The sequence below is a fragment of the Halobacillus litoralis genome, assembly GCF_009856445.1.
Lineage (GTDB): Bacteria > Bacillota > Bacilli > Bacillales > Halobacillaceae > Halobacillus > Halobacillus litoralis.
The window spans coordinates 86,876-113,113 of sequence record NZ_WMFA01000004.1; the positions used below are offsets into that span (position 1 = coordinate 86,876).

The 26,238-nt window shown below is 45.2% G+C and carries 26 protein-coding genes; 18 read left to right on the forward strand and 8 right to left on the reverse strand.

From position 1 onward, the window contains the following. The first annotated feature begins 55 nt into the window (after positions 1 to 55). Complete coding sequence (locus GLW00_RS12445; protein WP_160914533.1) at positions 56 to 481, forward strand: RDD family protein; 426 nt, start codon at positions 56 to 58, stop codon at positions 479 to 481. A 56-nt stretch (positions 482 to 537) separates the two neighbouring features. Here the strand turns inward: GLW00_RS12445 and GLW00_RS12450 are convergent, their stop codons facing one another. Beyond that, entirely contained in the window at positions 538 to 1,413 is an 876-nt protein-coding gene (locus tag GLW00_RS12450; protein WP_160914535.1) for a hydroxymethylglutaryl-CoA lyase, read from the reverse strand. Between the two features lie 16 nt (positions 1,414 to 1,429). Beyond that, the gene (locus GLW00_RS12455; RefSeq protein ID WP_160914536.1) at positions 1,430 to 2,071 is read right to left on the reverse strand and encodes a GntR family transcriptional regulator; all 642 of its coding nucleotides are present in this window, start codon (positions 2,069 to 2,071) and stop codon (positions 1,430 to 1,432) included. Positions 2,072 to 2,248: 177 nt separating this feature from the next. Here GLW00_RS12455 and GLW00_RS12460 point away from each other — a divergent pair, with 177 nt between their 5' ends. From GLW00_RS12460 to GLW00_RS12495, 8 genes are all read left to right on the forward strand, one after another. Continuing rightward, the gene (locus GLW00_RS12460) at positions 2,249 to 3,469 is read left to right on the forward strand and encodes a CaiB/BaiF CoA transferase family protein (protein WP_160914841.1); all 1,221 of its coding nucleotides are present in this window, start codon (positions 2,249 to 2,251) and stop codon (positions 3,467 to 3,469) included. A gap of 11 nt (positions 3,470 to 3,480) precedes the next feature. Further along, on the forward strand, positions 3,481 to 4,092 hold the full coding sequence (locus GLW00_RS12465) for an isochorismatase family protein (RefSeq protein ID WP_160914538.1): 612 nt from the start codon (positions 3,481 to 3,483) through the stop codon (positions 4,090 to 4,092). Positions 4,093 to 4,115: 23 nt separating this feature from the next. Beyond that, the gene (locus GLW00_RS12470) at positions 4,116 to 5,993 is read left to right on the forward strand and encodes a hydantoinase/oxoprolinase family protein (RefSeq protein WP_160914540.1); all 1,878 of its coding nucleotides are present in this window, start codon (positions 4,116 to 4,118) and stop codon (positions 5,991 to 5,993) included. 1 nt (position 5,994) lies between these two features. Beyond that, entirely contained in the window at positions 5,995 to 7,020 is a 1,026-nt protein-coding gene (locus GLW00_RS12475) for a hydantoinase B/oxoprolinase family protein (RefSeq protein WP_160914542.1), read from the forward strand. Between the two features lie 58 nt (positions 7,021 to 7,078). Next, entirely contained in the window at positions 7,079 to 8,500 is a 1,422-nt protein-coding gene (gene leuC, locus GLW00_RS12480; RefSeq protein ID WP_160914544.1) for a 3-isopropylmalate dehydratase large subunit, read from the forward strand. Next, positions 8,497 to 9,129, forward strand: coding sequence for a 3-isopropylmalate dehydratase small subunit (gene leuD / locus GLW00_RS12485; RefSeq protein ID WP_160914546.1), 633 nt, complete (start codon positions 8,497 to 8,499; stop codon positions 9,127 to 9,129). Before leuC ends, leuD begins: the two co-directional genes overlap by 4 nt. Positions 9,130 to 9,221: 92 nt before the next feature. Continuing rightward, complete coding sequence (locus tag GLW00_RS12490; protein WP_160914548.1) at positions 9,222 to 9,635, forward strand: nuclear transport factor 2 family protein; 414 nt, start codon at positions 9,222 to 9,224, stop codon at positions 9,633 to 9,635. Positions 9,636 to 9,646: 11 nt separating this feature from the next. Next, on the forward strand, positions 9,647 to 10,402 hold the full coding sequence (locus GLW00_RS12495) for an aspartate/glutamate racemase family protein (RefSeq protein WP_160914550.1): 756 nt from the start codon (positions 9,647 to 9,649) through the stop codon (positions 10,400 to 10,402). A 63-nt stretch (positions 10,403 to 10,465) separates the two neighbouring features. On the opposite strand, the gene GLW00_RS12500 is transcribed toward GLW00_RS12495, so the two are convergent. Then, on the reverse strand, positions 10,466 to 10,762 hold the full coding sequence (locus GLW00_RS12500; protein ID WP_160914552.1) for a hypothetical protein: 297 nt from the start codon (positions 10,760 to 10,762) through the stop codon (positions 10,466 to 10,468). Next, the gene (locus GLW00_RS20700) at positions 10,759 to 10,917 is read right to left on the reverse strand and encodes a hypothetical protein (protein ID WP_237417505.1); all 159 of its coding nucleotides are present in this window, start codon (positions 10,915 to 10,917) and stop codon (positions 10,759 to 10,761) included. Before GLW00_RS20700 ends, GLW00_RS12500 begins: the two co-directional genes overlap by 4 nt. A 187-nt stretch (positions 10,918 to 11,104) precedes the next feature. Between GLW00_RS20700 and GLW00_RS12510 the strand changes: the two genes are divergently transcribed. Beyond that, positions 11,105 to 11,764 (forward strand): carboxymuconolactone decarboxylase family protein, encoded by a 660-nt coding sequence (locus GLW00_RS12510; protein ID WP_160914553.1) that lies wholly within the window; start codon positions 11,105 to 11,107, stop codon positions 11,762 to 11,764. 325 nt (positions 11,765 to 12,089) lie between these two features. After that, the gene (locus GLW00_RS12515; RefSeq protein WP_237417506.1) at positions 12,090 to 13,448 is read left to right on the forward strand and encodes a glucoamylase family protein; all 1,359 of its coding nucleotides are present in this window, start codon (positions 12,090 to 12,092) and stop codon (positions 13,446 to 13,448) included. A gap of 42 nt (positions 13,449 to 13,490) precedes the next feature. Here the strand turns inward: GLW00_RS12515 and GLW00_RS12520 are convergent, their stop codons facing one another. The 4 genes from GLW00_RS12520 to GLW00_RS12535 form a co-directional block, all read right to left on the reverse strand. Continuing rightward, positions 13,491 to 14,480: a LacI family DNA-binding transcriptional regulator gene (locus GLW00_RS12520; RefSeq protein ID WP_160914554.1), complete on the reverse strand. Its 990-nt coding sequence runs from the start codon at positions 14,478 to 14,480 to the stop codon at positions 13,491 to 13,493. Between the two features lie 55 nt (positions 14,481 to 14,535). Then, positions 14,536 to 15,366 carry a carbohydrate ABC transporter permease gene (locus GLW00_RS12525; RefSeq protein WP_160914555.1) on the reverse strand — a complete coding sequence of 277 codons (831 nt, stop codon included), beginning with the start codon at positions 15,364 to 15,366 and terminating at the stop codon, positions 14,536 to 14,538. Between the two features lie 21 nt (positions 15,367 to 15,387). After that, positions 15,388 to 16,269 carry a carbohydrate ABC transporter permease gene (locus GLW00_RS12530; RefSeq protein WP_237417507.1) on the reverse strand — a complete coding sequence of 294 codons (882 nt, stop codon included), beginning with the start codon at positions 16,267 to 16,269 and terminating at the stop codon, positions 15,388 to 15,390. Between the two features lie 78 nt (positions 16,270 to 16,347). Beyond that, a complete protein-coding gene (locus tag GLW00_RS12535; protein ID WP_335808476.1) occupies positions 16,348 to 17,580 on the reverse strand; it encodes a sugar ABC transporter substrate-binding protein in 1,233 nt (410 codons plus the stop codon). Between the two features lie 218 nt (positions 17,581 to 17,798). Here GLW00_RS12535 and bglX point away from each other — a divergent pair, with 218 nt between their 5' ends. The 7 genes from bglX (at position 17,799) to GLW00_RS12570 (ending at position 26,221) form a co-directional block, all read left to right on the forward strand. Further along, a complete protein-coding gene (gene bglX / locus GLW00_RS12540) occupies positions 17,799 to 19,964 on the forward strand; it encodes a beta-glucosidase BglX (RefSeq protein ID WP_160914557.1) in 2,166 nt (721 codons plus the stop codon). Between the two features lie 441 nt (positions 19,965 to 20,405). Continuing rightward, a complete protein-coding gene (locus tag GLW00_RS12545; RefSeq protein ID WP_160911626.1) occupies positions 20,406 to 21,023 on the forward strand; it encodes an ECF transporter S component in 618 nt (205 codons plus the stop codon). A gap of 184 nt (positions 21,024 to 21,207) precedes the next feature. Next, positions 21,208 to 22,416, forward strand: coding sequence for an NAD(P)-dependent malic enzyme (locus GLW00_RS12550; protein WP_160914559.1), 1,209 nt, complete (start codon positions 21,208 to 21,210; stop codon positions 22,414 to 22,416). Then, complete coding sequence (locus GLW00_RS12555) at positions 22,413 to 23,192, forward strand: fumarylacetoacetate hydrolase family protein (protein WP_160914561.1); 780 nt, start codon at positions 22,413 to 22,415, stop codon at positions 23,190 to 23,192. The genes GLW00_RS12550 and GLW00_RS12555 overlap by 4 nt, the downstream gene beginning before the upstream one ends. A 228-nt stretch (positions 23,193 to 23,420) precedes the next feature. Next, positions 23,421 to 24,458, forward strand: coding sequence for a LacI family DNA-binding transcriptional regulator (locus tag GLW00_RS12560; RefSeq protein ID WP_160914563.1), 1,038 nt, complete (start codon positions 23,421 to 23,423; stop codon positions 24,456 to 24,458). A 21-nt stretch (positions 24,459 to 24,479) separates the two neighbouring features. Next, positions 24,480 to 25,373 carry an energy-coupling factor transporter transmembrane component T family protein gene (locus GLW00_RS12565; protein ID WP_160914565.1) on the forward strand — a complete coding sequence of 298 codons (894 nt, stop codon included), beginning with the start codon at positions 24,480 to 24,482 and terminating at the stop codon, positions 25,371 to 25,373. After that, entirely contained in the window at positions 25,373 to 26,221 is an 849-nt protein-coding gene (locus GLW00_RS12570) for an energy-coupling factor ABC transporter ATP-binding protein (RefSeq protein ID WP_237417516.1), read from the forward strand. Before GLW00_RS12565 ends, GLW00_RS12570 begins: the two co-directional genes overlap by 1 nt. The last annotated feature ends 17 nt before the right edge of the window (positions 26,222 to 26,238 follow it).

Sequence of the window (26,238 nt, forward strand, 5' to 3'; positions counted from 1 at the left end):
GCAAACCGCTGACGACGAAAACCCATAGGATACTACACAGAAAGGAGGGACTTCGATGTCCGAAAGAAACTTGTTCCTCAGATTCATAGGCACAGGACTGGAATTCATCGTATCCGGCTTCCTCGCCATCCTCTACACAGCAACCCAGGACACCGGGCGCGGCTTCGATCCGAACCCCGTCTTTTGGAAAGCGTTCATCATCATCCATGTCTCGCTACTCCTCGTCATTCCGCTGCTTGCGAAAGGAAGGACGCTCGGCATGCTGTTGACACACCTCACCATCGAAACGAATGCAGGAAAGCCACCGAACATTATGCAGATTCTCATCCGTGTGATCCTCGGGTTCGGTCCGGTCATCCTTACCCAGGGAATGTGGTATTGGATTTCCTTCGTCACCGGTTTGATGGATCCGAAAGGGAGAGGGTGGAGTGAGATCATCTCTTTTACGACGATTAAATGGAAAGAGCCTCCACCCGAGTAAGAAACTCAGGCCACTGCTGCTTTATATAAAGGGATTCTGACGTAGTTAGGCATATTTTATAGTTTTGAAACCATACCCGGAAGCTTTTTCTCCATCAATCCCTCAAGCCAATGGGTGGTTTCAACGAGTGGATCCAGAGAAGCGGATGTTTCTACGCCCATTTGATGAAACATATGGACCATATCTTCGGTACACACATTCCCTACGGCCTTAGGTGCAAAAGGGCACCCTCCGAGTCCTCCGATGGAAGAGTCGAATGAAGTGACACCTTCCTGGTATGCGGCTAACACATTTGCTAGTCCTAACCCTCTTGTATTATGAAAATGAAGTCTGAGAGGTACTTCACCTTTGAAAGCCGCTTGATATGAGTGGACGACTTTTTTCACTTGAAGCGGATTAGCCTGCCCTGTAGTGTCTGCCAATACCATTTCAGTACAGCCTGCCTTTATGAAGTCTTCGGAAATTTTTAAGACTCTATTGATGGGTACGTCCCCTTCAAATGGACAGCCGAAGACAGTCCCGAGAACTCCTGTCACGGGTTTTCCTTCTTCTTGAGCTTCCTTCGTAACTTCGACCAGGGCATCTTTGGATTCTTCTACTGTTCGTTTGGCATTTTTTAGGTTGAAAGTGTCGCTCGTCGCTAAAACAGTATGGATGACGTCGATATTTGTGCGTAGAGCTCTTTCCAGACCGGATCTACTTAATACTAAGCCTGAATACTGGACGTCTGAATCTCGTGGAACCTGTTCCATGACTTGCTCTGCATCACTCATTTGAGGGACGACTTTTGGGTTCACAAAAGAGACGGCTTCCACTTGTTTCAATCCGGACTGTACAAGTCGTTCAATCAGCTCCACCTTTTTTTCAGTAGGTACCCACTTCTTTTCATTCTGCAAACCATCCCTCGGGCCGACTTCACATATATGAATCATAACTTTTCCTCCTCATTCAGGATTCATGATCTATGTTCTTCAACACGTGGTCTCTTCCTTGATATATGTGTTCCTGCATAGCAGTTTTGGCTCGGTCCGGTTCATTTGCTTGTATAGCGACCGATATGGTTTGGTGCAACTCAAGAGATTTTTTTAACTGATATTCGTTATACCAATAAAAGGACCGGAAAACTAATGGGAGTACGGTCACACTAGAGATGTGAAACCTCAAATGTTCATTATGAGAGGCGTTGTAAACAGCACTGTGGAATTGGTTGTTCAACTCCATGATTTCATTCAATCTTTCTGTTCTCTCATAGGTGGGGGTTTCAAGCAAATCCTTAAACTGTTCATTGCACCTTTCCATAGCTTCGATATCCTCATCGCTTCGATTCACCGCAGCTTCGGCAGCTGCATAACCCTCCAGCAGTGCCCTCAAATTATAAATCTGTCTGATATCTTCCGTATTGAACTCACTGACTATGACACCTCTTTTTAAAGGAGAGATCAGCCTCTCTGTTTCGAGGCGCTTTATGGCTTCGCGTATCGGTGTGCGGCTGATTTGTAATTCTTTTGCAAGGTTTTCTTCCGTTAAACGGGTGCCTGGTGCGTAGGCACCTTCAATAATGGACTTTTTTATGCGTTCATAAGCTTCCATAATTCTATCCCTCCTTGGTGCTATTGTATACAAAGAGGATTTCAACAGCAACTAAATTGGTGTATTTTTCTGAAAAAAGTGCAAAATACCGGCTTTTTATACATAATATTTGATTTTTCTGAATTTTAAGTTGATTTATTGTATACAAAGTGCTACGATAAATTCAAATTAATGGAAATGGAGGTTGTTAACGTGGACAATTCCGAACACCTGCCGTTGCAGGGGGTACGCGTACTAGAATTGGGGACGCTTCTTGCCGGACCATTTTCAGGAAGGTTGTTAGCTGATTTCGGGGCTGAAGTCATTAAAGTAGAACCGCCTGGAAAGTCCGATCCTATGAGAAATTGGGGCAAAAAGAAAGATGGCGTAGGCTTATGGTGGCCGATTCAATCGCGCAATAAAAAGTCTATTACTCTGAATCTTAGAGAGGAAGCGGGACAACGTGTCCTGAAAGATTTAGTGAAGGAGTCGGATATCATCATCGAGAATTTCCGGCCGGGTACGATGGAAAAGTGGGGCCTCTCCTATGAGAGACTTTCGGAGGTCAATCCGAGAATCATCATGGTACGAACATCCGGATTTGGTCAAACGGGGCCTTATAACAAACGGGCCGGGTTCGGAAGTGTCGCAGAAGCGATGGGGGGCTTGCGTCATGTGACGGGATTCCCAGATCGTCCACCTTCTAGAATCGGCATCAGTATCGGGGATACGCTTGCTGCATTATTCGCTACGATCGGATGTTTGACGGCATTGCATGAACGCGAAAGGTCAGGCGAGGGTCAGGTGGTGGATACTGCCATCTATGAAGCGGTATTTTCTGTGATGGAGAGTACGATTCCGGATTATATGCTTACGGGTTATGTGCGAGAACGGATGGGAAATATACTGCCGGGAGTTGCTCCTTCCAACATATATCTGACGAAAGACGAGACGTATATTGTGATCGGAGCCAATTCCGATGGTGTATTCATGAGGTTGTGTGAAGCGATGGGTGAACCTGAATTGGCAGAGGATGAGAAATATTCGACACACGATGCAAGAGCTAAACATATGAAGGAACTGGATCTACGGATTGAAGAATGGACCAAATCGTTGCCAGCTGAAGAAAGCCTTGCCTTACTCGAAGAGCATGGAGTCCCTTCAGGAATGATTTATAGTGCCAAAGACATTGTCGAGGATCCTCATTATAAGGAGAGGGAGATGATTGTACCTGTGGAGCATCCTGAGCTTGGAGAATTTCCAATGCCTGGAGTCGTTCCGAAATTAAGCCGTACCCCGGGGAAAATACATAAACCAGGGGCTGTGAAGATGGGGATGGATAATGAGAAAGTGTTTAGAGACATCTTAGGCATGACGAGTGAGCAAATGGAAGAGTTAAAAGGAAACGATATTATTTAAAGGAGGATCTTATGTCTGATACTTTCCAGGGGTTTGGTGAAAGTATTCATTTTGGTAAAAAACCGGCTGTTCTGGTCGTTGATTTCATCAATGGATTTACGGATGAATCCTGCGACCTTGGATCCAATTTAGACGAAGAGGTATCTCATACCAAACGTTTGCTTGATATAGCCAGGTCACGCCAGCTGCCTATCCTGTTCACAACGGTCGTGTACGAGCCTCATTATCTCGATGGAGGGCATTTCATTGAGAAGGTTCCTGCCTTGAAGTGCCTGTTACGGGATAGTGGATGGGTGGATTTGGATGATCGTTTGGAACGGAGAGAGAATGAAGAACCGCTGATCGAAAAGAAGTTTGCCAGTTCTTTCTTCGGGACAAGTTTACATTCCATACTCGCCTACAAAAATGTCGATACGCTGATCATCACCGGATGTACGACATCGGGGTGTATAAGGGCCACAGTCGTGGATGCCCTCCAGTATGGGTACAAAGCGATTGTACCTGAAGAATGCGTGGGCGACCGATCCGAGAAAGCGCATCGCAGCAATTTGTATGATATTCAAACGAAGTATGGGGAAGTCATGGCGGTTGAGGATGTCGGGAATTATTTGAACACCATATAATCTAATATTCGGAGGGATCGGACATGTACAGAATTGCTGTTGATGTCGGTGGTACGTTTACTGACGTAGTGCTTCAAAATGAAAGTACAGGAAGTATTATTGGTACGAAGACACCTTCTACTCCATCAGATCAGTCGATTGGGTTGATGAAAGGGATCCAGAAGATTTGTGAGGAAAACGATATCGAGTTATCTCAAATCCAATCCATCATGCACGGAACCACAGTTGCGACAAACGCTGTATTGGAAGGAAAAGGGGCGAAAGTGGGTCTCATTACGACGGAAGGCTTTGAACAGATCCTGCATGTGGCACGGTCATGGACACCTGCTCCGATCAGTGCCTGGATGGGCTTCATTAAACCTGATCCTCTCGCCGACCTTATTTATACACGGGGGGCTAAGGAAAGGATTGATGCAAAAGGGGAAGTTTTGACCGAACTGGATGAAGACCAGGTCCGTTCTGAAATCCAGGCCCTTTATGAAGAAGGAATTGAAAGTTTGACTGTAAGTTTATTGAACTCCTACGCGAATCCCACACATGAACAAAGAATCCGTGAAATGGCTGAAGAGATTGATCCGAATATCCTTGTCAGTATCTCCTACGATATCTTACCTGAATTCAGAGAATATGAAAGAACTCTCACCACTGTTATGAACTCTTATGTCAGACCTCCTATGCAAAGATACTTAACGAATATCCAAAACAAACTGGAAGATTTGAAACTAAATAGCCGTCTAAGCATCGTACGTTCCGACGGTGGGTTGATGAGTATCCCCGCTGCAGCTTCTCTACCTGTGCACACGATGCTCTCTGGTCCTTCCGGCGGTGTTACGGCTGCGGCTATGATCGGCTCGCAAACGGGTAATCGGAATGTCATCTCCTTTGATATGGGCGGTACCTCTACGGACGTATCCCTGACCTACGACGGCACACCGCGCGTATCCAGAGAAACAAAAGTGGGGGTCTTCCCAGTCAAGTCTCCTTCTTTAGAAGTAGAAAGCATCGGAGCTGGGGGCGGTTCCATTGCCCATGTTCCTCCTACTGGAGCGCTGCGCGTCGGTCCGCAAAGTGCTGGTTCAGAACCGGGCCCGGCAAGTTACGGTTCGGGAGGAGAGGATCCGACAGTGACGGATGCGAATGTCGTATTAGGGTATTTACCTCCAAGCCTCGTCGGTGGAGAGATGAAGTTGGACGTAGAAGCGGCTGAGAAGGCCGTTCAGAAAGTTGCTGAAAAGTTGGATACGGACATCTACCATGCCGCTCAGGGAATTTATGACATCGTCAACGAAAACATGTATGGAGCGACAAGGGTCGTCTCTGTCGAAAGAGGGTATGATCCGAGGGAGTTTTCTTTATTGGCTCTAGGAGGAGCTGGTCCGCTGCACGCGAATGCACTTGGGAAACTGACGGGCAGTTTTCCTGTCATTTTACCTCCAACACCAGGCGTGTTATCTGCTCTAGGATTCCTGCAGTCAGATATTCGAAATGAATACTCAAGAACCTATATCCACAAGTTGAGTCATCTGGATCGGGAAAATCTGATTGCAGCATTGAATGACCTTTATTTGGACTGCCATTCATGGCTTGAGCAGGAGAAAGTAGAGGAAGACCAGAGGTTGATCCGATTTGAAGTCGATGTTCGTTACTTCAGACAAGGTCATGAAATCCCTATAAAAGTAACGAAAGAAGAGTTGGATCATGCCGGAGTTTCCATTTTAGCAGAACGTTTCAGCTCGATCCACGAACAGATTTATGGATTCAAAATGGACGTGGAAGTGGAACTTGTGAACATTCGGGCTATTGCAATAGGAAAAGTGGAATCTCCTTCCATTCCAATGGTGGAAGAGGGAGAGGTGGATGCATCGGGAGCAATTATAGACCACTGGGAACGGCCCTTTTAAAATGAAGCTCACCATATGGCGGGAAGGGGATCACGCCTATTTTGACTGGACAGGGACGGATAAGCAGTCTCCTGGTCCTATCAACTATTATTTGAGTGAACCTATGTTCAAAATGTTCATCGGTTCGTTCCTCATTTCCGTCTTTGACCCTGCGATCAATTTTAATGATGGATTCTATGATGTACTCCATATCGAATCTCCAGAAGGGACGTTGATGAGACCTGTTGAACCTGCAGCGCTCGGATGTCGTACCCATGCCCTCAGCCGATTGTTCGATGTCTTAAGTGGAGCGCTCTCCATCAATACGCCAGAAAACAGCCCGGCAGCGGGATATGGAACGAGCCCTTACTTCATTTATTCGGGCTACGATCAAGACGGTCGATATTTCAACCTCATGGAGGTCATGTATGGAGGACTCCCGGGTCGACCGATTGGCGACGGTTTGGACGGGCATTCGTGGTGGCCGGCGTTCGTGAATATTCCGACGGAGTATCTAGAAACCTATTATCCTTTACGAGTGGAATATTATCGAACTGGTAAAGACTCTGGTGGGGCAGGAATGAATAGAGGCGGAAACTGTAATGAAAAATTATATACCTGTCTCGCGAAGGGGACGGTCTCCATTCACGATGACCGGTCGACCTTGCAGCCCTGGGGAATCAATGGAGGGGAACCAGGCGGATCTTCTTCTAAGACATTAATTAGAAAAGATGGCTCAAAACAGGAGCTGGATTCAAAAGTGGACAATATCGAAGTGGAACCTGGTGATCAGATTCTATTCATTACAGGTGGCAGCGGAGGGTGGGGAGATCCTCTGGAACGTAAGCCGGAACAAGTGTGTATGGATGTGAAACGAGAATTGGTCAGCCTTGAAAAAGCAAAAGATGCCTACGGTGTCGTTTTGAATCCATCGACGTTAGAAATTCAGCGCGAAGAAACGGTGGAATTGAGGAATCATATGAGAAGGCAGAGAGGAAATTTAAAAGCGTTCAACTTCGGGAACAGAGCAGATATTGTAAAGGTTTAGCTCCTGTCGGCTAATCCCATGAAACGAGCTCAGTCTATTCACAAGGGAGAGAGACCAGATGGGTATAACCCTCTATGAAAAAATATGGGAGCGCCACGTCGTAGAGAACCGGGAGAATGAACCGGATCTCCTCTACATTGATCTTCACTTGATCCATGAAGTGACCTCCCCGCAAGCTTTTGACGGATTGAAAAAAGAAAATAGAACCGTCCGGCGACCGGAGTTGACGCTCGCCACTATGGACCACAGCATCCCTACTGAAAATCGGGATTTCCCATTTGGGGATCCCGTGGCCCAACTGCAAGTGGAAGCACTCGAAAGGAATTGCAAGGAGTTTCACGTCCCTCTTTTCAACCTGGGAAGCGACCGCCAAGGGATCGTTCATGTGATTGCACCTGAGCAGGGGCTGACATTACCAGGCCAGACGATGGTTTGTGGTGACAGTCACGCCTCTACTCATGGGGCCTTCGGAGCGCTCGCGTTCGGAATCGGGACAAGTGAGGTTGAACACGTATTGGCAACCCAATGTTTACAGTTGGTGCCTTCCAAAACGCTGGCTATTGAATTCACTGGAGAGTTGGCACCCGGCATCACATCGAAGGATTTGATTTTGGCATTGATCGGTGCCTATGGGAATGACTTTGCTACAGGCTATGTCATTGAATATCGTGGAGACCCTATTAAAGCCATGTCGATGGAGCAACGGATGACGATTTGTAATATGTCGATAGAGTTCGGTGCACGGGCAGGTCTGATGGCTCCAGATCAAGTGACTTTCGATTACATCAAGGATAAACCCTTCGCCCCGAAAGGAACGGACTGGGAAACAGCTCTCGGAGACTGGAGGGAGTTATACAGTGATGAGGAGGCCGGTTTTGATAAGGTCATCCATTTTGATGTCACTCAAGTATCCCCGCAAGTCACCTGGGGGACAAACCCCGGCCAGGTCGTCGGCGTCAAAGGGGAGGTACCGAATCCTGAATCCTTTACTGGGTTTGCGCGCTCCAATGTCGAAAACGCCTTGGATTACATGGGTTTAAAACCTGGTACTAAGATGGAAGACATCCCAATTGATGTGGTTTTCATAGGTTCGTGCACGAACAGTAGAATAGAAGATTTGAGAGAAGCGGCTCGAGTATTGAAAGGATATGAAAAATCTCCTGACGTCCGAGGGATTGTCGTTCCCGGATCACAGCAAGTCAAAGCCCAGGCAGAAGCTGAAGGGCTTCATCACATTTTTCTGGAAGCTGGACTGGAATGGCGGAATTCCGGGTGCAGCATGTGTCTTGGGATGAATGATGATTTTGTCGGGCCGAACGAAAGGTGTGCGTCTACCTCAAATCGGAATTTTGAAGGCAGGCAAGGGGAAAATGCTAGGACTCACCTCGTCAGTCCTGCGATGGCAGCTGTCGCAGCGGTCAAAGGTCACTTCTATGACATCAGAGACTGGGAGTACAAACTTCAGGAGGTGCATTCATGAATCCCTTTACCGTCCATGAAGGAATCGTCGCCCCTTTTAATCGGTCCAATGTGGATACCGATACGATCATTCCAAAGCAGTTCTTAAAATTGATGAAGAAAGAAGGGTATGGGAAGTTTCTCTTCTATGACTGGAGATACCTTGATGGAGAGGAAGAAAATCCGGAATTCATCCTTAACCGCTCCCACTATAAGAAGGCTTCCATCCTCTTGTCGAGAGATAACTTCGGGAGCGGGTCGTCGAGGGAACATGCGGTTTGGTCGCTTAAAGATTTCGGTTTCCGAGTCATTATTTCCTCATCGTTTGCTGATATCTTTTATTCGAATTGTGTGAAAAACGGAGTGCTCCCTGTAGTTTTACCACAGGGTTCTATAGATGAACTATTTGATCGAGAGGAAAAATCAGAAGTGTACCCACTGGAAGTTGATTTGGAGAAAATGATGATCACTGATTTCGATGGATTTGAAGAGTCCTTTGAAGTGGATCCATTCATTAAAGAAATGCTCCTTAATGGATGGGACGAAATCAGTATGACGCTAAGGAAAGAACAGTCCATTGAAGATTTTGAAAGGAAACATCCGATTCATTTCAGTCTGAAGGACGCTGTTACTCAAAGGAGTTCTGAATGATTGTTTACAAGCGTTCATGCTTGTTTAACAATAAAGTCTCATGTCGCGCCCTTGGTTTTATGGTCCATTCAAACTAAGAGGAGGAATGAAAGATGAGTAAACAGACAGATGTGAAAAGCAAGGATTTCTTTGTGAAGATGGTGGAGGATCATTACTTCAGGAATGTAGATGCCAATAACCTGGAGGGAGTGTTGGAGTGTTTCAGGGAGGATGCTGTATTTACGATTCAGACGGCCCATTCAGTGCATAAAGGAACAGATGAAATAAAAGAAATGTTCATCAATTTGTTCAACAACTATCAACCCAAGATGGTTCATAAAGACTTCAGGCACGTGATCGACGAGGATAAAAACTGTTGTGCTTCACAATTCAATGTTGAATTGATTGAAACGAATAGTGATCAAGAAATCCTCTTGACCAACTGTAATTTCTTTTACCTTGATGAACAAGGCAAGTTCAAAGAAGTGTATGTGTACATGAGTGACGGCCAGAATGTCTTAGGTTGAGGAGGATGACTATGAGTAAAAGAGTCAAAATCATTATCCCTGTTCCCGTCGATTCAGATGGAGTAGAAAATAGACGGTCCCAGCTTCCTGAAGAATGGATTCGGCCCGGGTATGAGGTCGAATTCGTATCCGTGAAAAATGGAGCATCTCTAGGAGATAGTTATTACGACACTTTACTTATGGATATGTTCGTTTTTGAGGCAGGTTTAAAGGCGGAGGAGGAAGGATACCAGGCCGTCTGTATCGATACCGTCAGCGATTCCGGTTTGTATGCTTTGAGATCCAGGTTGGAAATTCCGGTTTTCGGGCCAGGGCAAACGGCTTTCCATACCGCCTCCATGCTCGGCCATAAGTTTTCAGTCATTACGATGTGGGATGAATGGTTCCATCTTTATCAAAAGACATTAAATGATTATGGATTGAAGGATAAATTAGCGTCATTGAGATCGATTAACACCAGACCTGATTTATCAGAGCTATTATCTGGAAAAGAAGAGATCATCTTCGAAAAATTGGAGCGAGAGTCATGGAAAGCCATCGAAGAGGATGGGGCGGATGTGATTGTACTAGGGTCTACAACGATGCACCAGTCCTACCAGTACTTGAAAGAAAAATTACCTGTACCGGTGATTAATCCGGGTCTCGTTATGTATAAGTATTGTGAAGTTTACCTGGAGTTAGGGTTAACTCATAGTAAGAAAGCATTTCCTTCTCCTGAAATAAACAAGGATGAGGTGGTATTTAATAGTTTGATGCATCAAAACTAACGGTACTTTAAATAGTCGAAAAAAACTTCCTGCTCTCTCCGAGTAGGAAGTTTTTTTAACAACTTATGCCAAAGCTGCTTTACGGTATCGAAACAGGCTTGCACTGATTAAAATGAAGGTGATCAACACAAGGATCCACATCGCATCCCGGTAAGCCGAAAAGGTTAGGGGTTGGATCCAGTCATGATAAAGTTCGATTGCGAGCCAGCCGATCGGGAAAATCGGCGCCGCTTTTGCATAGGAAGCATTCAGGGCTGCCTTTCCTTCCTCCGTTTTTCCCTTCTTCCCCCAAGTAAAGCGTAAGAGATAAACGAGCGCTATTAGAAAGATTGGAGTCAACAAAAGTCCTACGAACATCATTTTTCTTCCCCCTTTCTTATCTGTTCACTAATGGTTTGATTCAAGTACTCATCCATGGGATCTCTCTGTCCGAAATTTTTAAGTCCATCTCCGATGAAGTAGCCGGCTAAGGCGATTCCTGCTGCCAGGATGACAGCATCGAGTGAAAATTCCATTGGTTAGAACCTCCGTCCTGTTCTTTCTCTCTCTTCTATACGCATAGGAAGGAGAAAGGTTTCAGGGTAGAGGACCTCATTCTTAAAATGAAAAGACAGAAAATTCCCTCACTTCATTTACGAGCTAACTGTGAGATGGTAAAATTTATCATTGTAATGAACGAAAGAATATAAAGGAGAGAGGGCAATGGGAAACGATGTACTCTATGCAAAATCATATTTTGAGAGACTGCCGGAACTTGGTGATATGGCACCAGAAGCGTTCAAAGCTTTTGTAGCTTTCGATAAAAAAGCACTTGAACCAGGAAAGCTGAATGGGAAATTAAAAGAATTGATCGCTGTAGCGGTTGCTCACGTGACGGGATGCCCGTACTGCATCGATGTGCATGTGAAAAATGTGAAGAAGCAGGAAGCCACGAAAGAAGAAGTGTCAGAAGCGATTCTTGTAGCAACAGCGTTGAAGGCAGGTTCTTCGATCGCACACAGTGTCAATGCATTGAATACATACGATGAAAAAGGCGACGATGCTTTATACAAAGCCTCTTACTTCGACCGTCTGAAAGAACTATCCAACCTTAATGGGGATGCGTTCCATGCGTTTGTCGATTTTGATCAGCAATCCATGAAAGAGGGAGCGATTTCCGCTAAAGATAAAGAACTCATTGCCGTAGCGGCCGCGCACACAACAGGCTGTCCTTACTGCATCGATGTTCATACGAAAGGTGCGAAGAAGCAGGGTGCTGAAAAAGAGGAGGTAGCGGAAGCGATTTTTGTTGCCACGGCATTGAAAGCAGGTTCTGCTTTAGCTCATAGTGTAAATGCGTTAAATGCCTATGATGATGAGTAATAGAATGAACGATAAGTAAAAAAAAAGTTTCCAGAGGCGATTCCTTAATCAAGGAATCGCCTCTTTTACATCTCAGTATGTTGAAAAGTCCCTGACCCTGACGTCGCTAGTGGGGCAGGAGTTTTATAAAAGCGCCCACCAATCTTCTTCCTGATCCTATTAGCTAGATTTGAAAGTTCCCTGTTAGAAAAATTAACCATTACTTTCCACCCACTAACTATCTGAAATTTACGACAATTACTACTATTATCGTATTTACCAATATCCAATAGTCTTGTACACTTTAATCGAAACGTTTCACCAAACTTTGAAAGGGAGTGTTTTTTTGAAAAAGAAGGTTTCACTTTTATTCCTGGCACTTATCCTAATGATGAGTGTAACCGTACCAACCACGTCTCTGGCTAAACAGTCACCAAAAGGTAAAGAGATTGCTTTATCCAAACAATTGGAAGCGATTTCAAAGAAAACGTACCGGTATTTTGAAGATTTTACAGTGGAGGAAACAGGACTCACTTATGATGCTGTCAGATATGATGAGGACGGGGAAATGACGGCACAGAAACATACCTCACCAACAAATATCGGTATCTACATGATGAGCACGATTGCTGCAGAAGAAGCGGGGCAGATTTCCCGTGATTCAGCGGTTGATAAAATTAAAACGACTTTAACGACGCTTGAAGGTATGGAAAAATGGAACGGCTTGTTTTATAACTGGTACAACACTTCAGATGGATCTCTTTATACGGACTGGGGCGAGTTCATTTCAACGGTAGACAATGGTTGGCTGTCTGCAGGGTTGATCGTCGTCGGACAAGCGTACCCGGAACTCTATGATCAGTCCAACGATATCGTACAGGATATGGATTATTCCACGCTCTATACGCCTGAAGTCGGGCAGATGAGAGGCGGATATGATGTCGCTGCAGAAAGCTATACCTCCCACCATTACGGAGCGTTCTACACGGAACCTCGTGTTGCCAGCTACATCGCGATCGGTAAAGGGGATGTACCTAAAGAACACTGGTGGAAGATGTACCGCACGATGCCTGACAGCTGGGATTGGCAAGCCCAGAAGCCGGAAGGATATACGACAACGTATGATGGTGTAGAAGTGTTTGAAGGCCACTATTCTTACAACGGTAAAAAATATGTACCAAGCTGGGGCGGCAGCATGTTCGAAGCTCTCATGCCACCTCTTGTATTAAAGGAAAAAGAGCTGGGTAAAGATGCATTAGGATTGAACAATAAGCGTCATGCGGACATTCAAATCCAATATGCCAAAGAGGAAGGGTACGCCGCTTGGGGAATGTCCCCTGCCGCGACGCCAGAGGATTATTCTGAGTTCGCTGCTACACCACTTGGTATGGATGGATATAAATCAGACGGCACGGTAACCCCTCACGCCACTTTCCTGGCTCTTGAATATGCACCGATGGAAGCATTCAAAAACATCCATCAATTGAAACGTTTCGATACTTATAGCAAGTATGGTTTCTTAGATTCCGTCAATGTAGAAACAGGGGAAGTGACCAACGCTTATCTCGCTCTCGACCAGGGCATGACGATGGTTTCAATCATCAATTATCTCAAAGATGGGGTAATCAGAGACTACTTCCATGAATCAGACATTGGACACGGTCCTGAAGATCTACTGATCAAAGAAGAATTCTCCATCAAATAATAAATAACCCGGTGACTCTCAAGAGAGAATCACCGGGTTATTTTATTTGCTTCTTACAGAAGAGCGTTTCACAAACTCTGTGGAAAGATCAAACGACTGATCAACCTGCTCTCCTGCGAGCATTTGGAAAATGGTATGGACTGCTAAAGCACCTGCTTCATACTTCGGTTGCTTGACGGTCGTCAATGGTGGGTTTACATACTCCGATAACTGGATGTCATCAAATCCGACGATAGAAATGTCATCCGGGATGGATATCCCTTTTTCTGAGAACGCCTGAAGGCCGCCGATCGCCATTTCGTCATTGGCGTAAAACAGTGCATCCGGCAGTTGCTGCTGGGCAATGAGCATTTTAGTGGCCCGGTATCCGCCATCACGAGTGAAATTCCCACTTATTTTAAAGCGGGATTGGAACGTGATCCCATGTTCGTTCAAGGCATCTGAAAAACCTTTGAACCGTTCCTCATTGTCATGGGAATCGTGGGGACCGCTGATATACCCGATCGATCGGTGACCATTCTCAATCAAATGTTCCGTGGCTTGATAGGCGCCATGGCGGTTATCGACCTTCACATGGATCGCAAACGGATTTTGGACTTCACGATCCAGCACGATGATCGGGAAGTCTTCACGTGCAGACTCCTCAATCAACTGGGTGCTGACATTATTCGCAAGGATGATCGCTCCGTCCACTCGTTTCTCCCGGAGGAATTTCGTGGCGGTGGACCGATCGCCTCCTAATGAACTGCAGGCGATCAAATCATATTGATGGCTTGCTGTCACTTCCTGGACCCCTTTGATCAATTCAGAAAAATAGGGGCCTGACATATCACTCAATATTAAGGCGATCGTATTTGTTTTGGTACGCTTCAGATCGGAAGCGAACCCGTTCTTCTGATAATTCAACTCTCTAGCGGCTTTAAGCACTTTTTCGATCGTCGATGCACTTACTTTTTGATTGCCATTCAACGCATAGGAAGCTGTTGAAAGCGCAACCCCTGCTCGCTTAGCCACATCTTTAATTGTAGCCATATTAAATCCTCCATCTGTCAATTCGTATATTTAATTATAACAGTTTTTTACCGGTTTATTTGATACCAGACATAGTGAAACCTTCCACAATATACTTTTGGAAAAAAGAGAAGATGATGATGATCGGTACAACCATGAACGCAGCTCCTGCCATTTGCAGGGCAAAATTATTCGCGTACTGCCCCTGCAACAGGGAGAGTCCGACGGATAAGGTGTAAAGACTTTCATCATTGGCGATGATCAACGGCCAAAGGAAACTGTTCCATCCCGCTATGAAGGTCAAAATTCCCTGCACAGCAAAAATCGGTTTCGCAATCGGCATGACCAGCCGGAAAAAGATATAAAATTCTCCCGCACCATCAAGCCTTGCCGCTTCAATCAAATCATCGGGAATCGTCGTCATGAACTGACGGAATAAAAAGATGCTGAAGGCGACAGCTAGTCCGGGTAAGATAATCCCTGTCATCGTATTCGTAAGACCCATCGCATTCAACAACAGATATACAGGAATCATGGTGACCTGACCAGGAATCATCATCGTCGCCAAGACGATATAAAACACTTTTTCCCGGCCTTTAAAATCATATTTTGCGAAGCCATAGCCTGCCATCGCGTTGAACAATAATCCGAGGAAAGAGAAGAGCACAATGACGAGCGTATTCCTCAGGTACACCGCAAAATTCATGTTGGTGAACAGGTTGATATAATTATCAAGGGTCGGGTTGTCCGGAATGATGGTTGGCGGGATGGCCAAAACTTCACTTTCAGGCTTGAAGGAGCTTGAGATCATCCATATGAATGGAATCGAAACGAGAATGCCTCCCGCTACCATAATAAAGATGACAAGCGCTTGTTCCCATTTGTTTTTCTTAGTCGCTACTGCCATAACTGCTGAAACTCCCTTCGATTAATATTCCGTATCTGATTTTCTGAATTTGAATTGGATCATCGTTACGATAATGATCATGGCGAAAAGCACAAAGGACGCAGCGGCCGCATAGCCGAATTCACTGAATTGGAAACCTTCCTTGTAAATGAAGAGGGCAATGGAAATCGTGCCATCCAACGGTCCACCATCAGTCATGACGAACGGCTCTTCGAAAAACTGCATCCAGCCGATCAAAGTGGTAACGGTCACGAAGAACGTGGCGTAGCGCAGGAGCGGTAACGTTACATGAAAGAGCACCTGCAAGCGGTTCGCTCCATCCATTTCGGCTGCTTCATAATAGGATTTCGGAATTCCCTGCAAAGCGGCGAGGAAGATGATCATATTGATCCCGATCCCTTTCCAGACCGCTAAGATGATCAGGGAGATCTTAGCGATGGTTGGTTCCTGCAGCCATGGAATATTTTCAACCGTAAGTAGAGAGAGTAAGTAGTTGAACAAGCCGTATTCTGTATTGTATAAATAACCCCAGATCACAGCGACTGCAATGATGTTCGTGATCGAAGGCATGTAGTACACGGCCCGGAACATCGTGAACAGTTTGCTTGTCCCGTAGTTCAGCAGCAAAGCGATGGACAATGAACAAATAATGACTAATGGAACACCGATGACGACATAAAAGATCGTATTGAAAATGGATTTGATGAATTTATCATCAGCGAATAGGGATTGGTAATTTTCAAGACCGATGAAAGAAATCGAAGACCAATCGGCCAGACCTTTCAAGTTCATATCCGTGAAACTGATGAAAAAAGCAATAAGAATCGGGATCAAACTGAAAAGGGATAACAGTAGAACAGCTGGAGAAATGAACATATAAGGATGTCTATTTTTTAATTTCATGAAAACCCACCTACCTTGTCGTGACATGGATAAAAGAAGATGGAATGGGGGTTCCATTCCATCCTGCCATGTGATGTTTTATTCTTCGATCAAGCTTTGAGCTTCCTGGTTGAACTCCTCAAGCTCTTTTTCTACGTCAGCGCCACCTACGGTAATGCGCTCGATATGAGCCAGTAGTTCCTGGGCAATTCTTTCAAACTGTTCGGTCTGCAAACCAGGCTTCGTATTCTCCAGCTGTTCCCCGAATGTTGCATACATCGGATTTTCCTGCATCACTGGATCTTCCCACGCTTCCGTACGGGAAGGGAGGGTGTTGGACTCTTCCAACCAGCTCAACTGTGTATCCACATCTGTCATATAGGAAATGAACTTCAATGCGCCTTCCACGTTATCAGAGCTTTCAAAGATGGATAGATTGGCACCACCCATGCTGGACGTATTCGTTTCTTTGGTCGGCATGACGGCTGTCGACCATTTTCCTTCAAGGTCCGGAGCCTGATCATTGATGATATTGATCATCCAAGGGCCACTGAAGAACATCGGTTTAGATCCATCCTTGAACGCTTCTACGATGTCTTTGCCTTCCTGCTTCTGACTGATTCCTTCTTCGAAATAACTCGTATAGTATTGGATCGCTTCTTTGAATTCCGGAGAATCAAAGTTCAAATTTCCTTCTTCAAGGTTCGCTTCATAACCATTCTGCCACGCAAAAATGAAAGGAGTGATCTGATCATTTCGATCGATGTCAAGACCATAGGAATCTTCGCCGCGCTCCGCTAACGTTTGAGCCGCATCCTTCAGCTCGTCCCACGTTTTCGGTGCTTCTTCATAACCCGCTTCTTTCAAGATATCTTTCCGGTAGTAAATGACACGTGTATCGGCATACCAAGGAATTCCTACGACCTGGTCGTTATGTTCCATCGTCGTTACAGAACCATCGAAGTAATTTTCTTTTGCAAAATTCGGGTAGTCTTCCATGTATTCAGATAAGTCCAGTAAAGCTCCTGCTTCTGCAAATTCCGGTACCCAGGTGGTACCCAGCTGAACGACATCGGGTCCATTTCCTGAGGCAACCGCTGTCAACAATTTGTCATGGGCTGTATCCCATGGAATAGCTTGCACATCGACCGTCAAACCTTCGTTCTTTTCCTCGAAATCTTTACTGAACTCTTTCAGTTTTTTACCTTCTTCTCCCATCGCCCACACCGTTACCGTGTTTTCATCCCCTTCAGAGGATGAACTGTCTGAGCATCCTGCCAACATCAATGATGTCATAACAACTGCGATCAAAAACCATAGTTTTCCCTTCACGTAAAGCACCCCTTTTTGAAAAATTAAAGTTTATTGAAACGTTTCGATAACTGTATTATAATTTACTTTGTATCCGCTTTCAACTACTTCTTTGATTTTTCTAATAAATTTTAATAAATCCCTATTTTAAGCGGTTGACGGATAGAGATAGCGGCATTATACTGCAGTTATATTTATTCGAAACGTTTCACTTACTAAAGAATTGAGGGGGAACATTCATGGCAGAACATCAACTGAAAAACTTATTGGATCAAATGACCGTAGAAGAAAAAGTAGGGCAGCTCGTACAATTGGCCACACCATTTTTTAAAGGAGCTTCCGATCGAGGCGAAATTACAGGTCCGATGGTTCACATGAATATAGATGAAGAAGATATCAAACGTACAGGTTCGGTTCTCGGAGCTTCAGGAGCGAAAGAGACGATCAACATTCAAAAGGTTCATATGGAAGAGAGCCGGTTAGGGATTCCATTGTTATTCATGTCCGACATCGTTCATGGGTTCAAGACCATCTTTCCTGTACCCTTAGCGATCGGCTGTTCCTGGGATATGGAACTGGCTGAAAAGAGTGCTTCCATTGCTGCTAGAGAAGCGGCTGTCGCCGGCGTCCACGTCACATTCGCTCCGATGGTGGATTTATCGCGGGAACCAAGGTGGGGGCGTGTCATGGAAAGCACAGGGGAAGATACCTTCCTGAACAGCCAATTTGCCCGATCGTTCGTTCGTGGTTTTCAAGGAGATTTGGAAAAGGATCCTCATAAAGTAGCTTCATGCGTCAAACACTTCGCTGCCTATGGGGCGCCGGAGGGTGGTCGTGATTACAATACCGTCGATATGTCCGAATGGCAGCTCCGTGAAAACTACCTTCCCGCCTACAAGGCTGCGTTAGATGAAGGTGCTCAAATGGTGATGACAGCCTTCAACATCTTAAATGGCATGCCATCAACAGGAAATGAACCGTTAATGAGGGGTCTTCTCCGTGATGAATGGAACTTTGATGGCGTGCTCATCTCTGATTGGGGAGCGGTGAAGGAATTAATCCCTCACGGCGTCGCAGAAAATGAAAAGCAGGCAGCAGAAAAAGCGATGAAAGCAGGCGTCGATGTCGAAATGATGACGTCCTGTTACGTCAATCATGTTGAAGAACTGATCGAGGAGGGGACATTGGAAGAAAGCCTCCTCGATGAAGCTGTGCTGCGCATCCTGCAATTGAAACAGAAACTTGGATTGTTTGATAATCCTTACCGGGGAGCGAGTGAACAAGAGGAAGACACCCATATCCTCTCCACTGAAAACAGAAAAGCTTCCCGTGAACTAGCCACAAAATCAATGGTGCTCCTGAAAAACGAAGGGACCCTGCCACTGCAACAGGATCAGAAAGTCGCACTGATCGGTCCGTTTGCCGACAATACCGATATCCTCGGGCCGTGGTCATGGGGAGGCTCAGCCGATGATACCATTACCGTTGCTTCCGGCCTCTCCCGATACTTAAATGAAAATCAGCTCCTAACATCAGTCGGATGCGGCATTGAAACGGGAACAGACGAACAAATGCAAGCCGCATTGCAAAAAGCAGAACAGGCGGATTCCATCGTTGTAGCGCTTGGGGAGCATTCTGATATGAGCGGGGAAGCTGGATGCCGGGCAGACATCCGCATTCCTGAGGTCCAGTTAGAGCTTTTGAAAAAAATCAAGTCATTAGGAAAACCTGTCACAGCCGTCCTATTCAATGGCCGTCCCCTTGATCTACGGGAAGTCATCGAGAACGCCGACGCCGTCATTGAAGCCTGGTATCCAGGAACCGAAGGTGGGAACGCGCTCGCAGATATCCTGTTCGGCGAAGTGAACCCTTCCGCTAAATTGACGATGTCGATGCCTTATTCCGTCGGACAAGTGCCGATCTACTACAACCGTTACAATACAGGCCGTCCTAAAGGCGCGCCAGATGCGCAGGAGCGCTATGTCTCTCAATATCTTGATATCCCGAACGAACCATTATTTCCATTCGGCTTCGGAATGAGCTACAGCCGATTCGATTATGACGAACTTACGATCTCCTCGAAGCAGATCCGACAAGATGAATCACTGACTGTCTCAATTCAAGTGACCAACACAGGCGACTATGCCGGTGAGGAAATCGTTCAATTATATGTAAGAGATCTAGTTGGGGAGGTTGTCCGTCCGCTGAAAGAGCTGAAGGATTTCGAAAAGATTTATCTTCATCCTGGGGAGCAGAAGGACGTCCATTTTACTCTTACAGAAGAGCAGCTCAGGTATTATCATGCAAATATGGAACATAAGAGTGATGCCGGGGAGTTTGAAGTTTTCGTAGGGCCGAACAGCCGTGATGTTAAAAGTTCGAGCTTTTCGCTTGAGCTAAAATAATTCCAATTAAAATTCACACGGATCTTTTCCGTGTGGATTTTTTGCTTAATTTAAATGCACGCTTGAATCTCATTAGGAAAAGGTTTCCACATAATAAATAAAGGAAGATCAAAACTCTCATTTAGAGTTTTCACTTCCATATTTTTATAGAATAGATCGAATATCAGTTAAGAAATCAGGGTATTTTGTAAGATTTTGTCGAATAACTACAGGTAATATCTTGAAATTATTTTTATTTTCAAAATATTGTTGAAATTATAAACAACTCTATGTATAATTCAGTCTAAGAAAGCGTTTCCATACACTTTTATTAGGGTAATGAAGTCAATTTGTGGAAACGTTTTTATGTTTAAGTCTTTTGGAAAAATCGTGAGAGGGGGTGAATCTTAAAAAGGAGGTTTGACTATTCGCTTTCAAAACAGAGGAGGGACATAACGAATCATGATGAAAAAGAATTCCAGTTTCATTGTTGCGATGATTCCAGCCGGTATTGCACTGAACTGGGTGGCGAACTCGATTGTAGAGATGCTCAAGCTGCCATTGTTTCTGAATAATATCGGTACCGTACTTAATGCCATCGTCTTAGGCCCGCTATGGGGTGCGGCGACCGCTTTGATGACCAACGTAATTTTAGCTCTTATTGTTCGTTGGACGTACTTACCATTTGCTCTTGTCGGAATATTTGTCGCTTTCTTGGCTTACTTCTTCTATAAAAAAGGATGGTTTAAGAAAGCTTGGAAAGTCATGACAGCAGGTGCCGTGACGGGAATCTTAGCTTCAGCAGTCGCCACTGTCATATCGGTGTATGCTTTTGGTGGATTTTCAGGACATACAGTGGATGTGTTGACCGCAGGGTTGATCGCTTCCGGGCAGGAAATATTCAATGCTGCATTTGTTGCAAACATCCCTGGAACAGTCGCTGACAAATTGTTGACGTTCTACATCGTTTGGATGATTCTTAAAATCTTCCCAGTCCGTTTCCTACCAAATGCTAAAGACATAAGAGAAAAAATCGGAATTGCTCCGAAGAATAGTACAAGCAAAAAGAAAACGGCATAAAAAAGAACATCAATACAACAAAATTTGGGAAATCGTGTTGTATGATGCTCCAATTACTTACTTGTAAGGATATAGAAAAAGAGAACAGAAATCAAAAGTTATGACTTGGTTGAATGTGCGGAAAAGGATCGAATACCTGTTGTAGCCTATTGGGTCCTTTTCCAACTATATGAGGAGGGTGCCGATGAATTTGCGCAGAGATGCTTTGGAGCTCCATCAAAAATACCGCGGGAAACTTAGTGTGGAAGTGAAAGTGCCAGTGGAAAGCAAGGAAGATTTGAGTTTGGTTTATTCCCCTGGAGTCGCAGAACCTTGCAAGGAAATTCATGAGAATGAAGAAGCCATCTATGATTATACGATGAGAGGAAATCTAGTTGGTGTCGTCACCAATGGGACCGCGGTTTTGGGGCTTGGGGACATAGGGGCCGGTGCTTCCTACCCTGTGATGGAAGGGAAAGCGGCACTATTCAAGCTGTTTGCTGATGTCGATGCTTTTCCGATTTGTATCGACCGTAAAGATCCGGATGCATTCATCGATGCCGTGAAGGCGTTAGAAACGACCTTTGGAGGAATCAACCTCGAGGATATTTCCGCCCCAAATTGCTTCTATATTGAAGAAAAGCTGAAAGAGGCCCTTGATATCCCTGTTTTTCATGATGACCAGCATGGCACGGCCATTGTTACTGCAGCCGGTTTGATCAATGCTCTGAAAGTCGTTCAAAAGAAATTGGAGCATGTGAAAGTCGTCATCAATGGAGCTGGAGCAGCAGGTATAGCCGTGGTCAAGCTCCTCGTCAATATGGGCGTCGGGGAGATCATCCTCTGTGATTCGAGAGGTGCGATCTACGAAGGGCGTCATTACCGGATGAATCCTCTGAAAGAAGAGGTCGCTGCCATGACTAATGAAACAAGGGTGAGTGGAGAGTTGTCAGAGGTTTTGCAAGAGGCGGATGTCTTTATTGGCGTTTCTGTAGCAGGAGCTCTCACCAAGGAAATGGTCGCTTCGATGAATCGTGATCCTGTCATTTTCGCAATGGCAAACCCCATCCCGGAAATTATGCCTGAGGAAGCCGAAAAGGCGGGGGCTGCGGTGATGGGAACCGGGAGATCGGATTTCCCGAATCAAATCAACAATGTGCTGGCCTTTCCTGGCATTTTCAAAGGTGCCTTGGATGTTTCCGCAAAAGAAATCAATGAGGAGATGAAGGTTGCAGCTGTGGAAGCCATTGCTTCACTAGTGGATGACGAGCGATTGAGTAAAGATTATGTCATCCCCGACCCATTAGACGAACGTGTCGTTGATAGGGTATCACGGGCGGTAGCGGATGCTGCGATCCAGACCGGTGTTGCCAGAAAGACTAAAATGACGGATAAAGTGGAGGTTAGACGATGAAATTTATGCGTTTTACGATTCAAGGTGAGAAGAAAAAAGGGATACTGGAAGATGGAGAAGTGAAAGAAATTTCAGGGGATATCTATAAAACCTGGGGATATACAGGGGATACCTATGCAACTGAGGAAATCGAGTGGCTGGCACCCTTAGAGCCGAATCAAGTGATCGGAATCGGAGCGAATTATGTAGCGGAGGTTGAGGATCTGCCGGAAAAAGGACCTGATATGCCGGTATTCTTCTTTAAACCGAACAGCTCTGTCATTGGTCCCTGGGACACTATTCAAGTCCCTGAAACCATTGATGAAGTAAAGTTCGAGTCAGAGCTGGCGGTTGTGATCGGGAAGGAAGCGAGTGGACTGAAAGAAGAGGAAGTGCAGGACCATATTTTCGGTTATGCCATTGGGAATGATGTGACGGCACCTCAATATTTCCATGAAAACGGTCATTGGACGCTGGGTAAATCATTCGATACCTTCACGCCTCTTGGACCTGTCATAGAAACAGAGTTTGACCATACGAAGGCCGTTGTAGAAGCTGACCATAACGGGGAAAGAAAGCAGAGCAGTTCGACAAATTTAATGATCGTCACGGTTGAACGGATGATTTCGTATTTGAGTCACGTGATGACACTACAACCTGGGGACGTAATTCTTACAGGAAGTCCGGTCGGAGCGGAATTTTTGAAAGAGAACGATGAAATCGAATGCCGCATCGATGGGATCGGGGCACTTAAGAATTCGGTAAGTAAAACGAGGCAGAAAACAACGGTCTCCTAAGTCTTTTACAGCCTTTTATAAAAACGTTTCCACATCTTCGCAAGGGCACACGCCGAAAAATGTAAAAAATAAATATCTTTATTTTCTGAAAATTATTGAAATAACCGCTTCCTTTCCCGTATAATAGACACAAATAGAAAGCGTTTGCATGCGACTATATAAGGGATGAAAGCTGATTTTTTATCTCTTCTCATAAAAACGTTTCCATAATGATAGGAAGTGGTGACAATGACTACGATCAAAGATGTAGCGAAAGCGGCGAATGTATCCATCTCCACCGTTTCGAGAGTATTGAATAATAGTGGGTACTGCAGCGTAAGCACGAGAGAAAAAGTGTACAAAGCGGTAGAAGAACTCAAGTTTCAAAAGAGCATGGTCGCAACGGCCATGATTAAGAAAAAAACCTCGACCCTCGGGTTGATCATTCCGGATATTAAAAACATCTTCTATGGAGAATTGACCCGGGCCATCGAGGATCAGGCTCATCAACATGGCTTTAACGTGATCTTATGTAATACGGACAATGATTTGGATAAAGAAGCAGAATACCTGAGTTTCCTTTTAAGAAAAGGGATTGACGGCATCATTTTTTCTACCCCTGAAATGAATGATCGGAACATCAGAGAAGTCATGAAGAATCGCCCTGATCTTCCTATGATTTTGTTAGGAAGCCAAGTGGAAAACGTGAAGCTGGATGAAGTCCTCGTCGATAACTTTGAAGGTGGCTATCAAGCGACCCAGCACCTTTTGGAATATGGGCATGAGAGAATCGGCTATATCGGTGGCCAGGAAGATTCTTATGCCACAGTCGAAAGGTATAAAGGTTATTCCAAAGCACTGGAAGATCACGGTTATCAAGCCACTGATCATTATGTGCGGTTGGATGAATTCAAAATCCATAGTGGGTATCAACAAGGGAAGGAATTGCTCGCTCTTCCTGACAGGCCCACAGCCATCTTCGCCGGAAACGATGCGATTGCAGTCGGAATTTACAAGGCAGCAAGGGAACTGGACATATCAATTCCGGAAGAACTTTCGGTCATCGGTTTTGACGATTCACAATTTGCGGAAATCGTCGCTCCAGAATTGACGACAATCCGTACTCCGACGGCTGATATGGGAGAGAAGACTGTGGAATTGATTGTGCAGATCATCAAGGAAGGCAAGAATTTCAAGGAGACGATTACTTTTCAGCCGACGCTGGTTGAAAGGGGATCCACAACCGTCGTTGATGAGAACGACCTCGTACAGAAATACCCATCCTAACTACACGAAGGAGGAAAAAGCGTGAATAGTTTGTACTTGCCCAAAGATAGCTTGATTCACAGCTTGGACCCAAGGACGAAGATGATTTTTGTAGCATTTGTCGTTGCCAGTTCATTTATCATGAATGACCCGGCGCTCCAGCTTTTATTGCTGGTTGCTCTTTTCCCGCTCGTCGTTTTAGCAAAACTTGTAAAACCGTATTTGATTTCCATTCAATTCTTACTGCTTTTTGCAGTCCTGATCATGACCGTCCATGGAATCTATAATCCGATTGGTGTCACACCAGTATTTGAAATTTTCGGCGGTTTGACTTTCAAGTATGAGTCGATGGTTTATGCGTCTGTCATGTCTTTCAGAATTCTTGTTATCGGTACAGGTGCTGTCCTCTTCGTCATGACGACCCACCCATCTGACATGGCGTCAGCCCTTGTAAAATGGAAAGTCCCTCATTCTTTTGCGTTTATCTTACTATCAACCTTTCAAATCATCCCAATCATCGCCCGTGAAGCGAAAATCGTCATGGAAGCCCAGCAGGCGAGATGTCTCGATGTGAAAGGGAACATTATTCAACGTGTTAAGAATCTCGTCCCCATGTTCGCTCCATTGTTCATCATTACATTTATGAAAGTGCACCAACTCTCTTATGTTCTCGAATGCAGAGCCTTTAGTAGAAAAGGAAACAAAACAAGCCTACGCGAGACGAATATCGGATCTCTTGATTATTCTTTCTTCATTGGAATGCTTGCAGCCCTGGTCTTTGAAATCTACTTGAAGTTGTTCATGATGGGATCCTTGCAGTGGACAACCGACGCTCTATTAACCTATTCCCTTATTGGAACCTGGGTCGTATGCGGATTTATGTTCGTTAAGTTCCTGGTCAAACGATTTCAAGGGAAATTCGGAGGTGTGAATTGATGCGAGAACAAGCGATTGAAGTGAAAAATCTCACATTTGAATATCCGGATACAGAAGAACCGGTACTGAAAAACATCAACTTTTCCATCGACTATGGAGAGATCCTCGGCATCGTCGGTCCAACAGGGGCCGGTAAATCGACCTTAGCCATGTGTGTGAATGGCCTTGTACCTCAGGTAATCCAGGGAGAGATCGAAGGGGAAATCACAGTCAAAGGCATGAATGTCCACGAAAGTAATGTGGCTGCGATGTCAGAACATGTCGGTTTTGTCTTCCAGGAACCTGAGAACCAATTGAGTCAGATGACGATTGAAGAAGAAATTGCCTTTGGAATGGGGAATCTCGGAGTCCCTCGGGATGAAATGCTTGTACGCATCAAAGATGCCCTCTCTCAAGTCGGTCTGGAAGGATTCGAAGAGCGCAGCCCGCTCGCCTTATCCGGTGGACAGCAGCAGCGACTTGCCATCGCCGCCGTACTCGCAATGAGGCCGACCATCATGATTATGGACGAGCCGACCTCGATGCTTGATCCGAAAGGAAAGAATGAAGTCTATGATGTGTTGAAGAACTTGAAAGCCTATGGAATGACTGGCATCATCATCGACCATGAGGTAGAGAGAATCGCCGCGTATTGTGATAAGGTCTTAGTTTTGGATGAGGGGGAAGTCAAAATGTTCGGCACGACGGAAGAAGTTTTTACAGAGATCGACCGTCTGCATGAATTGACCCTGCACGCCCCGCAAGTGACCGAATTTTTATCACAATATAACCGGACGTTCCATAAGAATGCCGCGCTTGCGACAACCATTGAAAAAGCTGTTCGATCTTATGAAAGCGCAAACAAATAACGTTTGAGGAGGCAGAA

Coding starts and splice junctions, on each gene's coding strand:
- leuD (WP_160914546.1), top strand. CDS start 8,497: ATGAATCCCTTTACCGTCCATGAAGGAATCGTCGCCCCTTTTAATCGG.
- GLW00_RS12530 (WP_237417507.1), bottom strand. CDS start 16,269: ATGAAATTAAAAAATAGACATCCTTATATGTTCATTTCTCCAGCTGTT.
- GLW00_RS12450 (WP_160914535.1), bottom strand. CDS start 1,413: ATGATTCATATATGTGAAGTCGGCCCGAGGGATGGTTTGCAGAATGAA.
- GLW00_RS12560 (WP_160914563.1), top strand. CDS start 23,421: ATGACTACGATCAAAGATGTAGCGAAAGCGGCGAATGTATCCATCTCC.
- GLW00_RS12465 (WP_160914538.1), top strand. CDS start 3,481: ATGTCTGATACTTTCCAGGGGTTTGGTGAAAGTATTCATTTTGGTAAA.
- GLW00_RS12545 (WP_160911626.1), top strand. CDS start 20,406: ATGATGAAAAAGAATTCCAGTTTCATTGTTGCGATGATTCCAGCCGGT.
- GLW00_RS12470 (WP_160914540.1), top strand. CDS start 4,116: ATGTACAGAATTGCTGTTGATGTCGGTGGTACGTTTACTGACGTAGTG.
- GLW00_RS12550 (WP_160914559.1), top strand. CDS start 21,208: ATGAATTTGCGCAGAGATGCTTTGGAGCTCCATCAAAAATACCGCGGG.
- GLW00_RS12555 (WP_160914561.1), top strand. CDS start 22,413: ATGAAATTTATGCGTTTTACGATTCAAGGTGAGAAGAAAAAAGGGATA.
- GLW00_RS12495 (WP_160914550.1), top strand. CDS start 9,647: ATGAGTAAAAGAGTCAAAATCATTATCCCTGTTCCCGTCGATTCAGAT.
- GLW00_RS12490 (WP_160914548.1), top strand. CDS start 9,222: ATGAGTAAACAGACAGATGTGAAAAGCAAGGATTTCTTTGTGAAGATG.
- GLW00_RS12455 (WP_160914536.1), bottom strand. CDS start 2,071: ATGGAAGCTTATGAACGCATAAAAAAGTCCATTATTGAAGGTGCCTAC.
- GLW00_RS12475 (WP_160914542.1), top strand. CDS start 5,995: ATGAAGCTCACCATATGGCGGGAAGGGGATCACGCCTATTTTGACTGG.
- GLW00_RS12510 (WP_160914553.1), top strand. CDS start 11,105: ATGGGAAACGATGTACTCTATGCAAAATCATATTTTGAGAGACTGCCG.
- GLW00_RS12570 (WP_237417516.1), top strand. CDS start 25,373: ATGCGAGAACAAGCGATTGAAGTGAAAAATCTCACATTTGAATATCCG.
- GLW00_RS20700 (WP_237417505.1), bottom strand. CDS start 10,917: ATGGAATTTTCACTCGATGCTGTCATCCTGGCAGCAGGAATCGCCTTA.
- bglX (WP_160914557.1), top strand. CDS start 17,799: ATGGCAGAACATCAACTGAAAAACTTATTGGATCAAATGACCGTAGAA.
- GLW00_RS12460 (WP_160914841.1), top strand. CDS start 2,249: ATGGAGGTTGTTAACGTGGACAATTCCGAACACCTGCCGTTGCAGGGG.
- GLW00_RS12445 (WP_160914533.1), top strand. CDS start 56: ATGTCCGAAAGAAACTTGTTCCTCAGATTCATAGGCACAGGACTGGAA.
- GLW00_RS12520 (WP_160914554.1), bottom strand. CDS start 14,480: ATGGCTACAATTAAAGATGTGGCTAAGCGAGCAGGGGTTGCGCTTTCA.
- GLW00_RS12525 (WP_160914555.1), bottom strand. CDS start 15,366: ATGGCAGTAGCGACTAAGAAAAACAAATGGGAACAAGCGCTTGTCATC.
- leuC (WP_160914544.1), top strand. CDS start 7,079: ATGGGTATAACCCTCTATGAAAAAATATGGGAGCGCCACGTCGTAGAG.
- GLW00_RS12500 (WP_160914552.1), bottom strand. CDS start 10,762: ATGATGTTCGTAGGACTTTTGTTGACTCCAATCTTTCTAATAGCGCTC.